Genomic DNA, 13,593 nt, shown 5'->3' with positions numbered 1-13,593 from the left:
GTCAGCCTTTGACCGCGCCTTCCTCGACGCCCTTGAAGAAGAAGCGCTGGAGGGTGGCGAAGACCACGACGACCGGCAGGAAGGCGATCATCGTGCCGGCCGCGATCAGCCGGGGGTTGGCGCTGAACGTGCCGTTCAGGTACTGGAGTCCGACGGTCAGGGTGTACTTGCCCGGATCGTTCAGCACGATCAGCGGCCAGAGGAAGTCGTCCCAGGCGCCGATGAAGGTGAAGATGACGACCACGCTGAGCATCCCCCGGACGTTGGGCAGGCCGACGTGCACCAGCCGCTGCCAGACGTTGGCGCCGTCCACCAAGGCCGCCGCGTCCAGGTCCGGTGGTACGGCCTGGAAGGCGGTGCGCATCAGCAGGACGTTCAGCATCGCGACCGCCCCGGGCAGCGCCACCCCGGCCAGCGTGTCGGTCAGGCCGAGGCTGCGCACCGTGACGTACTGGGAGACGATGGTGACCTCGCCGGGCAGCACCAGGGTGGCCAGGAACAGGCCGAGCACCAGCCCGGCTCCCCGGAACCGCAGCCGGGCCAGCGCGAACCCGGCCAGGGTGGCGCCCACCGCGTTGCCGACCACCGCGATCGCAGCCACCACCAGGGAGTTGGCGGCGTAGGTCCACACCGGGATGGTGTCGGCCACCTTGCCGTAGTTGGCGAGGGTCGGCTCCTGCGGCCAGAAGCCCGGGGTCCTGGACCAGACGTCCTCGCCGGGGCCCTTGAGCGAGGTGGACAGCTGCCAGAGGAACGGACCGACCGTCAGCAGCAGCACGACCGCCAGCAGCAGGTATCGCACCGTCCGCTCGGCGGCGGACGGAGTGTTGAAACTTCGGGTCCGCGCCTGTCGCACCGTCAGGCCGCCTTTCGGTTCAGCCGCGCCAGCAGCAGCATCGGGCCGATGGTGATCAGGAAGAGCAGCAGGCTCAGCGCCGAGGCGTACCCGATGTGCCCGGTGAAGCCCCGGCTGTACATCTGGATGAGCATCACCACCGACATGTCGCGGCCGCCCGGGCCGCCGGTGCCGTGCGAGAGCACGTACAGCTCGGAGAACACCCGCAGCGCGGAGACCGAGATCAGCACCGAGATCAGCATCATGGTCGGCCGTACGCCGGGCAGGGTGACGTGCCAGAACCGGCGAAGCGCCGGGGCCCCGTCGACCGCGGCCGCCTCGTGCAGCTCGCGGCCGACGTTCCCGAGCGCCGACAGGTAGATCACCATGTAGTACCCGAGGCCCTTCCACACCGTCAGTCCGATCGCGCTGAACAGCAGCAGCCAGCGGTCGGTGAGGAAAGACACCGGGCTGTCCGCGACGCCGAGTTGGCCGAGCACGCCGTTCACCAGCCCCCGGTCGTCCAGCACCCAGCCCCAGATCAGCGCGACCACCACGGCGGAGGCGATCACCGGGGTGTAGAAGGCGGTCCGGAAGAAGGTGATTCCGGGCAGTCGCTTCTCCACCAGCAGGGCCAGCAGCAGCGGGAGCACGGTGAGCAGCGGCAGGCAGATCAGCAGGTAGACGATGCTGTTCAGCAGCGCGTCGGCCAACTGAGCGTCGCTGAAGGCGCGTTCGTAGTTGGCCAAGCCGGTGAACCGGCCGCCGCCGAGCGGCTTGGCGTTGGTGAACGACAGCACCACCGTGTTGAGCGCGGGCCACAGGTTGAAGACGGCCAGCCAGACCACGGCCGGAGCGGCCAGCAGCCACGGGGTGAACCAGCGCCGGTGGGTCATCGGGAACCTTTCCGATCCGAGGGGGTCAATCCTTGAGCAGCTGGTTGCAGCGCTCGACGGCCGTGTCCAGCGCCTGCTTGGAGCCGGCCTGACCGCTGATCGCCAGGGCGATCTGCTGGTTGACGACCGTGCTCATCGCATCGTTGACCTGGACCGGTTGCAGCATCTGCGCCTTGGCCAGGGAGTTGAAGGCGATCACCTTGGCGTCCCCCGCGTTGCTGCCGTCACCCTTGCTGAAGAAGGCGTCCCCGGCCGAGGCCCTGGTCGAGGGGAAGATGCTGGTGAGGTGGGCGAAGGCCGCCTGGTTCTCCGCGTCGGTCACCCAGCGGGCCAGCGCGACGGCGGTGGCCGCGTTCTTGCTGCCCTTCGCGACCGAGAGGCCCTGGACGTAGAGCGGCGGTGTACCCATCGCGGCGGACGGGACCACCTTCGGCGCCAGCGTCGGGTTGTCGGTGGCGAGGCTGGTGATGTAGTTGGCACCGCCGGTGGTCCAGGCGACCGTACCGGCGTTGAAGAGCTTGGCGTTCCCGGCGTAGGTCTCGGTCAGCACGTCCTTGGGGAGCAGCCCCTCCTTGAAGGCGGCCACGTACTTGTCCAGCACGGCGGCGGCCTCGGGGGTGTTGAACGTGAAGCTGCTGCCGTCGTCCGCCATGATCTTCACGCCCGCGTTGGCCAGGTCGCCGAGACCGGGCTTACGGCTCATCAGGTAGGCGGCGCCGCCCGACTTCTCCTTGACCGTCCTGGCCTGCGCGATCAGCTCGTCCAGGCTGGTCGGCACCTTCTTCGGGTCGAGGCCGTACCGGGTGAGCAGCTCCGAATTCCAGTAGTTCACGTCGGTGTTGAGGTACCAGGGGTAGCCGTACGCGCCGCTGCGGCCGGCGAAGCGGTACGCGTCGACGCCGCCCTTGACGTAGTCCTCGGTCAGCTTCGGGTCGGCCGCGGCCACGTCCAGCAGCATGTTCTGCTTCGCCAGCGGCAGCGCGAAGTCGGGCGGGAGGTTGACCACGTCGGGCAGCGAGCCGCCGGCCGCCTGGCTGAGCACCTTGTCGGAGTACCCGTCGCCGGGCTGGTCGAGCCACTCGACCTCGGTGCCGGGGTACTTCTTCTCGAAGGCGGCGATGACGCCGTCCATGTAGCTGGTGAACTTCGGTTTCAGGGCCCAGGTCTGGATCGAGACCTTGCCCTTCACCTCGCCGGTGATCGCTGCGCCGTCGGCGGCGGTGCCGGAGTTGTCGCCGAGTCCGCAGCCCGCGAGGGTCGACAGGGCGAGCGCGGTGACGGTCAACCGTACCCGGTGGCTTCTTCGCATCAGAGGGGTCTCCTGGTGTGTCCAGACGAGGATGAGCCTGACTAAACCGCTCTAGTGACCGGGGACTATGCCCGCGATCCGATGCGCCGTCAAGGGCCTCTGCGTCAACTCGCGGCTGCGACAAGCTTTCTGCGCGCCTGACGATCACCCAGCCCGTCCGGCACCCTTGACGCCGTCAGCTAAAGCAATTTAGCCTCCGGGGCGGCATGCCAACCCGAGCGCACCTCCACCCACTTCGCTTGGATTCGGAGCACCGGATGAGACGACATCTCCCACTCCTGCTGACCACGGCGCTCACCGCGGCCGTTCTCGGGATCGCCCCCACCTCGAACGCCACCGAGTACCCCACGGCCACGGCGGCCGCCGGCAACCAGCCGTTCGCCTCCTACTGGTTCCCGAACAGCATCCTCACCTGGGACCCGGCCACCGATCCCGACGCCAGGTTCAACCGCTCCCGGGTCCCGCTCCGGCCCCGGGTCTCCTACCCTGCCCTCAAGGCCAACGCCAACGCCCGGACGGGGGAAGGGAAGATCGCCTCCCTGGTCTCCTTCGGGCCCACCTCCAACAATCCCTCCCAGGGCTCGGCCGACCCGAACTACTACGCCTTCGGGTACTGGCAGTACGTCGACAAGCTGGTGTTCTGGGGCGGTTCGGCCGGCGAGGGCCTGATCCTCGCCCCCAACCCGACCGTGATCGACGCCGCCCACCGCAACGGCGTGAAGGTCTACGGGACGGTGTTCTTCCCGCCCACCGCGTACGGCGGGCAGCTCCAGTGGGTCCGGGACTTCACCCAGAAGTCCGGCACGACCTACCCGGTCGCCGACAAGCTCGCCCAGGCCGCCCAGTACTACGGGTTCGACGGCTGGTTCATCAACCAGGAGACCGACGGCGGCGACGCCGCCCTGGCCACCGAGCTGCGCAACGAGCTGCGCTACGCCCGCTCGCTCGGGCCGGTCGAGTTCATGTGGTACGACGCCATGACCGAGGCCGGCTCGGTGACTTGGCAGAACGCGCTGACCTCAGCCAACGACGCGTTCCTCCAGGAGTCGGCCGAGCGGACCTCCGACTCGATGTTCGTCAACTTCGGCTGGAGCAGCTCCGGTCTGAACTCCTCCCGCACGCTGGCCCGTTCCCTCGGTCGCAACGAGTACGAGCTGTACTCGGGCATCGACACCGAGGCGAACGGCTACAACACCTCGGTCTCCTGGGACGCCCCCTTCCCGGCCGGCCAGCCGCACACCACCTCACTCGGCCTCTACCGACCCGAGTGGACCTGGAAGTCCGCCACCGACCGCGCCGACTTCTACGCCAAGGACTCCCGCTACTGGGTCGGCGCCAACGCCGATCCGGGCAACACGACCACCACCTCGGCCTGGAAGGGCCTGTCCACGTACGTCGCCGAGTCCTCCCCGATCACCGCCAAGCCCTTCGTCACCTCCTTCGACACCGGCCAGGGTGACTTCTACAACTCCGGTGGCGTACGGGTCGGTTCGAGCGGGTGGAACAACCTCTCGCTCCAGGACGTCCCGCCCACCTACCGCTGGTCGGTCAGCTCGACCGGCAGCAGGATCACGCCGTCCATCGACTTCAGCGACGCCTACGAGGGCGGCTCCTCGCTCCGGCTCACCGGGACCGTGGACGCCACCAACACCGTCCGCCTGTACCAGACCCAGCTGCCGGTGGCGGCCGACACCAAGCTGTCGGTGACCCTCAAAACGCCGACGGCACGGGCGAGCAACCTCCGGGCGGCGGTGGCCTTCACCGATGCCCCGACCAGCTTCACCACCCTCGACCTCGGCTCCACCACCGGCTCCGGCTGGGAGACCCGTACCCTGGACCTGTCAGCCTACGCGGGCCGGACGATCGCCCAGATCGGCCTGCAGACCGTCGGCAGCACGCCCTCCCTCGACGTGCGGATCGGCCAACTCCGGGTGTACGACGGCTCGGTGGACACGGCAGCCGCACCCACCGGCCTGACCGTCCTGGGCAGCACCGACGTCTCCGCAACCCGCAAGTCCCTGCGCCTGACCTGGACGGCCTCCGCCACCGGCTCGGTGCACCACTACGAGGTGTACCGGCGGAACGCCGACGGCACCCGGACCTTCCTCGGCGCCACCACGAACGACGCATACTACGTCCCGCGGCTCGACCGGGTCGGCAGCGAGCCCGCCACCACGCTGGACGTCGAGGCCGTCTCCACCGAGCTCGGACGCTCCACCACCGCGAGCACGACGGTCAACTGGTCCGCCGTCACCGCGTCCAACCTCGCACTCAACCGGCCGGCCACCGCCTCCAGCCAGTGCAACGGCAACGAGGGCGCGGCCAAGGCCGTCAACGGCAGCGTCTCGGGCGGCACCAGCGACAAGTGGTGCGCCCTGACCGCAAGTCCGTCCCTGGAGGTCGATCTCGGCTCGGTCCGACCGCTCACCCGCTTCACCGTCAAGCACTCGGCGGCAGGCGGCGAGAGCGCCTCCTGGAACACCCGCGACTTCACCATCCAGGTCCGTAACACCACCACCGATCCCTGGACCACCGCCGCCACCGTCACCGGCAACACCGCCGCGACCACCGACCACCCGGTCGTCCTGAACGCCCGCTACGTCCGCCTGGTCGTCACCAAGCCCACCCAGACCACCGATCCCGCCACTCGCATCTACGAGTTCGAGGCCTGGGGTACCTGACCCATGGCCCCCGGTCAGCCCCCGACGACCGGGTGGTGGACGCTGAGGTCGCCGAAGGCCGACAGGGAACGTGCCGGGTCGCCGGGCTGGTCCCGGAGCACGGCGTCCAGGAACGTGAGGGTCGCCCCGGCGACGACGCGCGGGCTCTCGGTGCGGCCCAGGGTGCCGACGATCGAGGGCACCGGCGGCAGGTACAGGGTGCCGTCCATGAAGGTGAGGTGTGCGGCGCCGGGGATGGTGAGCCGGTAGCTCGTCGCGGTGCTCTGCCCAAGGGCCTCGGTGAGACGGGGGAGGTAACGCGGGTCGGTCGCGGGGGTGATCGCCTGCGTGAGCGCGAGCGCCGGCTGCCGCAGGGCCGGCGAGGTGGGGCCGTGAGGGTAGCCGTCCAGATCGATGACGGCGTCGAACCTGCGGTCCTGCCGGGCTGCTTGCAGGGCGGCAGCGCCTCCGATGGAGTGGCCGGTCACCGCGACCCGGCCGGTGTCCAGACGTCCGGTCAGCGGGTCAACGGTCTCCCCTCGGTCCAGGCCCTCCAGCCGGGTGAGGACGAAGCCGAGGTCGGCGGCCCGGACGGCCGTCCAGTCGGCCGCGAGCGTCTCGTCCCTGTCCCGGTCGCCGGTGGACGCGGTTTCGGCGTGGATCGTCCGACCGTCGGCGAGCACGACGGCGGCCGAGTCGTACGGATGGTCGAGGGCGGCGACCAGATAGCCGTGACTGGCCAGTTCCTCCGCCCAGGCGGTGTTCTGGGTCCTTACTCCGCCCGACCCGGGCGAGAACAGCACGATCGGGAACCGTTCGCCCCCACCGGCCACCGGAGCGTCGACGACTGCCCGGGTGTGCGCCTCCGGGACGCCGTCGACCAGGAAACCGGGCAGACCGACCGCGCCGGCCAGGGCATCGGAGACAGTACGCGCCTCGTGCTCCGTGCGTCCGAGGTACTGGGCCCGCTGCGCGCCTGCGGGACTCCGCTGCGCGGGGTACCAGAGCTGGACCACCACCGTGCGGAGGTCGTTCGGGTCGGCGGTGAAGCCCTCGGGGCGCAGCGGGTCGGTCCACTGCACCACGCGGGTGCCGACCGCGAAGTCGCCCGACGGTTCGGGGAACACGGGAACGGGGAAAGCCCAGGCGGCCACTGGGCCCATGGCGATCAGACCGGCGCAGGCCGCCGACCCCGGCAGCGCCAGCCACCACCGGGCCCGCCACGACCTCCGTCCGGTCCGGCGTCGCAGCAGCGGCGCGAGGGCGAACGGCAGCACGACGGCAGCACCCACCAGGACGGGCAGCAGCTGCCAGCGGATCCCCACCACGCCCAGCACGGTCGCGGACGGCACGAGAACCGCCCCCGCCGCGATCGTGACGCGTGGTCGGGCGGCGGGCGGAAGCCAGCGGGCCACCACCAGAGCGACGGCACCCAGCAGGGCAAGGATTTCCAGTGGCGACATGGACAGCCCTTCAATGATCTCGGTCATCCCGCCATGCTGGGCGCCGGGGCCGCGCTGCCGCATCGATCCCGGGTCGCCGTCGGGTGCGACCGGGGTCACCCTCCGGGGCGGTCCCGGTGCGACCTGAGTGGCAGCCGGGCGCCCCGGATCAACGGCCGCCTTGCGACCACGGGAGGTGGTGGGACTCATCCTGCGGTCGTACCTCGGCCCGCTCCAGTCCGACCGTGGACTCATGTGCTGCGCGGGCCGGCGGCCTACCGTGACAGGGCCGCGGTGCGTGCCGGGCAGCGCGAGACGTACGGGCCCGTCCCCGACTCGGCTCCGGCCGCACGCGGTGGTCGCCCCGACCGGGGCCACCACGACGCCGAACCGGCAGGGACGTGTGATGACCGAGACGGCCGTCGAACCGGGCAGTGCCCGCCCGGTGCGCTACGGGTACCGGGTGCGGCGAACGAGGTACGCCGACCTGCTCTCGGTCCTCGCCGCTCGACCGGCGCGAGCGGTCCGAGCCGCCGGGCGCCGGATTCGCCGACTACCGCCTGTGGTAAGGGACTTGCTGGTGCCGGCGCTGCTCCTGCTCAACCTCGTGACCACCCGCGAGCCCCACGAGCTCCCGGTCACGGTAGCCCTCACCGCCGCCCTGACACTGCCCCTGCTGTGGCGGCGCCGGGCCCCGCTCACGGTGTTCGGCGTCGTGGCCGCCGCGGCTTTCGTCCAGTGGCTGATGGACGTTCAACTACCGGCGGACATAGCCCTCCTGGTAGCGCTCCATACGGCGGCTGCCACCTCGGGCCGGCGCGCCACACTCATCGCCGCGGCCGTCGCGGAGGCCGGGGCTCTGCTGGCCTGCCTGCGCTGGGCGACCGACGGGGCCTTCCTGACCCCCTTCGTCGCGGCGACCGCGCTGGTCGTCGCGGCCGCCGTCCTCGGCGTCAACGTGCGGACCACGCGCGCCTACCTCGCGGCCCTGGAGGAACGGGCCGAACGCCTGGAGCACCACCAGGACCAGCAGGCACGACTGGCCGTCGCCGAGGAGCGGACCCGCATCACCCGGGAGATGCACGACATCGTCACCCACAACCTGTCCGTCATGGTCGCGCTCACCGACGCCGCCGTCTACGCGCAACACCGGTCGCCCGACAAGGCCACCGCCGCGATGCTCCAGATCTCCGAGACGGGCCGACAGGCCCTCACCGACATGCGGCGCTCCCTGGGCATCCTGCGGACCGACGAACCCGACGCGGAGCGCCACCCGCTGCCCGGTATCGCCCAACTGGAAGCTCTCGCCGAGCAGATGGGCGCCGCCGGACTGCCAACCGACATCGAGGTCCACGGCAGCCGCGCCCACGTACCCGCCACCGCCCAACTCACCGTCTACCGCCTGGTGCAGGAAGCCCTGACCAACACCCTCAAGCACGCGCCCGCCGGCACCCGCGCGGAGGTCCGGATCCGGTGTTCGACCGAGTCCGTCGGCGTGGACATCACCGACGACGGCCGGTGCCCGTCACGGCCCGGCACCACACCGTCCGGCCACGGCATCCACGGCATGCGCGAGCGCTCGGCCGCCTACGGGGGAACGTTGCAGGCCGGACCGCTCCCGGGCGGCGGCTGGGGAGTCCGCACCCGCCTGCTCCTCGTCGGCAGCGGAGCGGCGTCCGCGTGACGATCCGCATCCTGATCGCCGATGACGAAGCCCTGCTCCGGATGGCCTTCAGCACCGTCCTGGACGCCCAGCCCGACATGACACCGGTCGGCGAGGCCACGGACGGCGGCCACGCGGTGCGCCTCGCCCGGGAACTGCGCCCCGACGTCGTCCTCATGGACGTCCGGATGCCGGGCACCGACGGGATCGAGGCGACCCGGCAGGTCATCCGGGCTTCCCCGCAGAGCAGGGTGCTCATCCTCACTACCTTCGACCTGGACGAGTACGCCTTCGCCGGGCTCAGGGCCGGGGCCTCGGGCTTCCTGCTGAAGAACACCAGGCCCGAGGAACTCCTCACCGCCATCCGCAGCGTGGCGGCGGGCGACGCGGTGGTCTCCCCTCGGATCACCCGCCGCCTGCTGGAGAAGCTCCGCCCGCACCTCCCCGACGGCAGCCGCCCCGCCCCCGACGAGCGGCTGAGCCGGCTCAGCGCCCGTGAGCGCGAGGTACTCGTCCAGGTGGGCCGCGGCCTGTCCAACTCCGAGATCGCGGCCACCCTGCACCTCGCGGAGGCGACCGTGAAATCCCACCTGGGCCGCATCCTGCAGAAGCTCGAACTCCGCGACCGCACCCAGGTGGTGATCCTGGCCTACGAGAGCCGCCTCATCCACCCGGCATGACGCGAGGACATGCTGTCCGATGCGTAGCGGTGATCTCGGGTGACCGGGGCTGCTGCCGGCCACCGCGCTGGGATAGGGTCCGGAGATCAGTAAGCCGTCCGGAAGGGGGCCGGTCCGCGCCATGTCAAGAGAACTCGTCAAGGCGTCCCGGGTGCGGGTCAGCGAGCTCACTTCGAGCACCGACCTCTACCTCGGCGTGCACATCGCCGGGCCCGGACTCACCTTCGACATCAGCTGCTTCGGCCTCGACGCCGAGGAACGGCTGAGCGACGACCGGTACTTCGTCTTCTTCAACCAGCCGCACAGCCCCGAGCAGTCGATCCGGCTGCTCGGCGCGCAGCAGGGCGACTCCGAGTCCTTCTCCGTGGCGCTGCCGCAGGTGCCGGAGGCCGTCCACAAGTTGGCGCTGACCGCGACCATCGACGGCGCCGGGCAGATGTCCCAGGTGGCCTCGGGGTACGTCCGGATCGTGGCGGGCGGTACCGAGGTCGGCCGGTACAGCTTCACGGGCACGGAGTTCAGCACCGAGCGGGCCGTGATGCTCGCCGACGTCTACCGCCGGGGCGGCGAGTGGCGGTTCGCCGCCGTCGGCCAGGGGTTCGACGGGGGGCTGCAGGCGCTGCTGGAGAACTTCGGCGGCGAGGTCCTCGACGAGTCCGAAGCGGCCCCCGGTGCAACCGTCCCCGCCCCGGCCACCGAAGCCGTGCCGGCCCCTGCACTCGTCCCTGCACCGGCTCCTGCACCGGCGGCCGCCCAGCCGACCGAGTCCGTCCCGGCCGGTGTCAAGGTCTCGCTGACCAAGTACACCGAGGTCCCGGAGAGTTCGGGCTGGGTGCAGCAGAACGACAACCTGGTACGGGTCACCCTGACCAAGGGTCAGGACGTGCTCGCACTCCAGGGCAGCATGGTCGCCTACCAGGGCAGGGCCGACTTCGCGTACGAGGGCTCCGGTGTGCTGAAGAAGCTGGTCGGCAACCTGACCGGCCAGCCGCTCAAGCTGATGCGGGTCTCCGGCGAGGGTCAGGTCTTCCTCGCCGACGAGGCGTGCGACCTGCACATCGTCCGGCTGGAGGGCGACTCGCTCTGCGTCGGCTCGGACCGGCTGCTGGCGTTCGACGCCGGCCTGGAGTACGAGGTGCGCCGGATCGAGGGCGAGGGCCTGCCGAACGGCGGCTTCTTCACCCTCCAACTCAGCGGACACGGCATGGTGGTGGTGAAGACCAACGGCATCCCGGTCGTGCTGCCGGTCACGCCCGCCCCGGAGACCTTCGTCGACATCCAGGCGCTGGTGGCGTGGTCGCGGGGTGCCCAGGTGATCACCACCGCTCCGGTACGGATCCGCCGCTCCGCGTACGCCGGGCACGCGGCCGAGTCGCACAGTCTCCAGTTCCGTGGCGCGCCGGGGAACCTCGTCGTCGTCCAGCCGTTCGAGGTCTGAGGACCGAGGAGGAGTCATGCAGGCACAGTTCCTCAGGGGTGGCGGGCTCGGCACCCACCGACCGACCGACAGCACGACCCGGATGACCAACCACGGCAAGGCGATCTGCCGGGTCGCGGTGACCGCCACCTCGGATGTCTACGCCAAGGCGGGCGCGATGGTGGCGTACGACGGCTTCCTCCAGTACGAGGCCGTGTCGCAGAACTTCCGCCGGGCGCTGGGCGAATGGGCGTCCGGTGAACGAAACCCGCTGCTGCGCTGGTCAGGTGACGGCGCGCTCTACCTCGCCGACCGGGGCGCGGACGTGCTGAACCTGCACCTCGACGACGAGAGCCTGTCGGTGAACGGCTCTCACCTGCTCGCACTCGACGCCACCCTCCGGTGCACGGTGGATAAGGTGAAGGGCGCGGCCATGATGGCCGGGACGGGCCTCTACAACGTCAAGGTCTCGGGCACCGGTTGGGTCTCCGTCACCTCCCGCGGTGTGCCGGTGGTGCTCGACTGCGCCGAGGCGGAGACGTACGTCGACCCGGACGCGCTGGTGGCCTGGACCACCGGTCTCGACGTGCGCTCCCGCCGGTCCATGAAGCTCGGCGCGCTGGTGGGCCGGGGCAGCGGTGAGGCCGTGCAACTGGGCTTCCAGGGCGTGGGTTTCGTCGTGGTACAGCCCAGCGAGGACACCGCAGACCGTCTCAAGATCCGCGGCTGAGAACCGAGTTCGAGGAGCCCCTCCGTGCAGAGCCCCCTCCTGGCGCACACCGCAGGCACCGGCACCGACCGCTTCGGACTGCAGAACCCGCAGTTGCTGCGGGTGGTGCTGGACGGCACGTCCGAAGTGCTGGCCCGCAGCGGCGCGATGGTCGCGCATGTCGGCAAGATCGCCTTCGCCGGCTGGACGCCGCCGACCGGCAACCGCCGAGACCGGCGGCGTGAGCCCGACGTCCTGGACCTGATGCGCTGCTCCGGCACCGGCACCGCCTACCTCGCCAACCTGGCTCAGCACCTGCACGTGCTGCCGCTGAACGGCGAGAAGCTGGTCGTCACCAACACGTACGTCCTGGCGCTCGACGCCTCCTTGGACTGGCACGCGGTGGCCGTCGAGAACGGCGACCGGATCGCCGGGGTCGGTTCACGCGCGGTGGAGTTCTCCGGCACGGGGAGTCTGGTGCTGATGACCTCCGGCCGCCCCCTGGTGCTCCCCGTCGAGCCCGGCCGGTACGTCTACGGCGACGCCGACGCGGTGGTCGGCTGGTCCTCCGGGCTCGAGGTGCAGCTCCAGGCGCAGACCAGCAACACCGAGGCCTGGCGCCGTCGCGGTACCGCCACGGAGGGTTGGGAGCTGTCCTTCACCGGGCAGGGCTACGTGATCGTCCAACCCAGCGAGCTGCTGCCCCCGCAGCGGGTGCCGCGCGGCTGAGACCACGGCGGGCGGTCACTCACCGTAGATCTAAACCGCTCTAGTTGACGCACCGTTGGATTGATTCCCCAGCCGCCTCCCGCCCTCATCTGACGTGTTCTCAACAAGAGTTCAGCCCTGCGCTGTCGGTAAACCGGTTGATGACCCGTGCACTATGCTCCGACCAGATCCGACAGGTCGCAGGAGAGGCGGCATCCCCGTGGCTAGACCGACCATCGCGGACATCGCCCGGCAGGCCGGCGTGTCCAAGGGCGCCGTCTCGTTCGCCCTGAACGGACGGCCCGGGGTCAGCGAGGAGACCCGCCGACGGATCCTGCGGATCGCTGAGGAGATGAACTGGCGGCCGCACAGCGCTGCCCGTGCGCTCGGCGGTGCGAAGGCGGGCGCGGTCGGCCTGGTACTGGCCCGCCCGGCCCGCACCATCGGCGTCGAGCCGTTCTTCGCCCAACTGCTCTCCGGCCTCCAGGCGGGCCTGTCCGCGCACTCCACCGCCCTGCAACTGATGGTGGTCGAGGACACCGCCGCCGAGATCGAGGTGTACCGACGCTGGGCCTCCGAACACCGGGTGGACGGCTTCGTGCTGGTGGACCTACAGGTCCGCGACCCCCGGATCGCCGTGCTGGAACAGCTCGGCGTGCCCGCCCTCGTACTCGGCGGTCCCGGTCGCCACGGCACCCTGCCGAGCGTCTGGGCCGACGACCGGGAGGCGATGATCTCCACCGTCGACTACCTCGCCGCGCTGGGCCATCGGCGGATCGCGCACCTGGCGGGCCTGCCCGCGTTCCAGCACACCCAGCGCCGGATCCGCGCCCTGCGCGACAGCGCGAAGCGCCTCGGCCTGACCGAGGCCCTCTCGGTGCCCACCGACTTCAGCGACGCCGAGGGCGCCGCCGCCACCCGTACGCTGCTCACCCGAACCCGGCGGCCCACCGCGATCATCTACGACAGCGACGTAATGGCGGTCGCCGGGCTCGGTGTCGCGATGGAGATGGGCGTGTCCGTTCCGGGCGAACTGTCGATCGTCTCCTTCGACGACTCCACCCTCACCCGGATCGTCCACCCACCCCTCACCGCCCTCTCCCGCGACACCTTCGCCCTCGGCGAGCAGGTCGCCCGCACCATGCTCGCCGCCATCGCCGACCCCGACGCGGTGCACGACCTCAAGAACCCCACCCCCCGCCTGACCGTCCGCGAGAGCACCGCCGCCCCGTACTCGGACTAGCTGCTCCGCAGCCGCGGGAGCGGGGGTACGT

The 13,593-nt window shown here is 70.7% G+C and carries 11 protein-coding genes; 7 read left to right on the top strand and 4 right to left on the bottom strand.

Annotation, left to right across the window (positions count from 1 at the left end):
- Position 1: 1 nt before the first annotated feature.
- From ACKUU6_RS29960 to ACKUU6_RS29950, 3 genes are read right to left on the bottom strand one after another with little or no spacing between them, the layout of a single operon-like run.
- Positions 2-856 carry a carbohydrate ABC transporter permease gene (locus tag ACKUU6_RS29960; protein WP_407991689.1) on the bottom strand — a complete coding sequence of 285 codons (855 nt, stop codon included), beginning with the start codon at positions 854-856 and terminating at the stop codon, positions 2-4.
- Between the two features lie 2 nt (positions 857-858).
- Complete coding sequence (locus ACKUU6_RS29955; protein WP_407991688.1) at positions 859-1,731, bottom strand: carbohydrate ABC transporter permease; 873 nt, start codon at positions 1,729-1,731, stop codon at positions 859-861.
- 25 nt (positions 1,732-1,756) lie between these two features.
- Positions 1,757-3,040, bottom strand: coding sequence for an ABC transporter substrate-binding protein (locus ACKUU6_RS29950; RefSeq protein ID WP_407991687.1), 1,284 nt, complete (start codon positions 3,038-3,040; stop codon positions 1,757-1,759).
- 257 nt (positions 3,041-3,297) lie between these two features.
- Between ACKUU6_RS29950 and ACKUU6_RS29945 the strand changes: the two genes are divergently transcribed.
- Positions 3,298-5,721, top strand: a complete 2,424-nt coding sequence (locus ACKUU6_RS29945; RefSeq protein WP_407991686.1) for an endo-beta-N-acetylglucosaminidase — start codon at positions 3,298-3,300, stop codon at positions 5,719-5,721.
- Between the two features lie 14 nt (positions 5,722-5,735).
- On the opposite strand, the gene ACKUU6_RS29940 is transcribed toward ACKUU6_RS29945, so the two are convergent.
- A complete protein-coding gene (locus ACKUU6_RS29940; RefSeq protein WP_407991685.1) occupies positions 5,736-7,190 on the bottom strand; it encodes an alpha/beta hydrolase family protein in 1,455 nt (484 codons plus the stop codon).
- Between the two features lie 532 nt (positions 7,191-7,722).
- Here ACKUU6_RS29940 and ACKUU6_RS29935 point away from each other — a divergent pair.
- The 6 genes from ACKUU6_RS29935 (at position 7,723) to ACKUU6_RS29910 (ending at position 13,562) form a co-directional block, all read left to right on the top strand.
- Positions 7,723-8,826 carry a sensor histidine kinase gene (locus ACKUU6_RS29935; protein ID WP_407991684.1) on the top strand — a complete coding sequence of 368 codons (1,104 nt, stop codon included), beginning with the start codon at positions 7,723-7,725 and terminating at the stop codon, positions 8,824-8,826.
- A complete protein-coding gene (locus ACKUU6_RS29930; RefSeq protein ID WP_407991683.1) occupies positions 8,823-9,485 on the top strand; it encodes a response regulator in 663 nt (220 codons plus the stop codon). The genes ACKUU6_RS29935 and ACKUU6_RS29930 overlap by 4 nt, the downstream gene beginning before the upstream one ends.
- A gap of 121 nt (positions 9,486-9,606) precedes the next feature.
- On the top strand, positions 9,607-10,923 hold the full coding sequence (locus tag ACKUU6_RS29925; RefSeq protein WP_407991682.1) for a TerD family protein: 1,317 nt from the start codon (positions 9,607-9,609) through the stop codon (positions 10,921-10,923).
- 16 nt (positions 10,924-10,939) lie between these two features.
- Positions 10,940-11,632 carry an AIM24 family protein gene (locus tag ACKUU6_RS29920; protein ID WP_407991681.1) on the top strand — a complete coding sequence of 231 codons (693 nt, stop codon included), beginning with the start codon at positions 10,940-10,942 and terminating at the stop codon, positions 11,630-11,632.
- Between the two features lie 24 nt (positions 11,633-11,656).
- On the top strand, positions 11,657-12,340 hold the full coding sequence (locus tag ACKUU6_RS29915; protein ID WP_407991680.1) for an AIM24 family protein: 684 nt from the start codon (positions 11,657-11,659) through the stop codon (positions 12,338-12,340).
- A 199-nt stretch (positions 12,341-12,539) separates the two neighbouring features.
- Positions 12,540-13,562, top strand: coding sequence for a LacI family DNA-binding transcriptional regulator (locus ACKUU6_RS29910; protein WP_407991679.1), 1,023 nt, complete (start codon positions 12,540-12,542; stop codon positions 13,560-13,562).
- Positions 13,563-13,593 lie beyond the last annotated feature (31 nt).

Source organism: Kitasatospora sp. CMC57 (assembly GCF_045866025.2).
Taxonomy (GTDB): Bacteria; Actinomycetota; Actinomycetes; order Streptomycetales; family Streptomycetaceae; genus Kitasatospora.
Note: the sequence above shows the minus strand (reverse complement) of the source record. Positions and strands in the feature narration are given on the sequence as shown.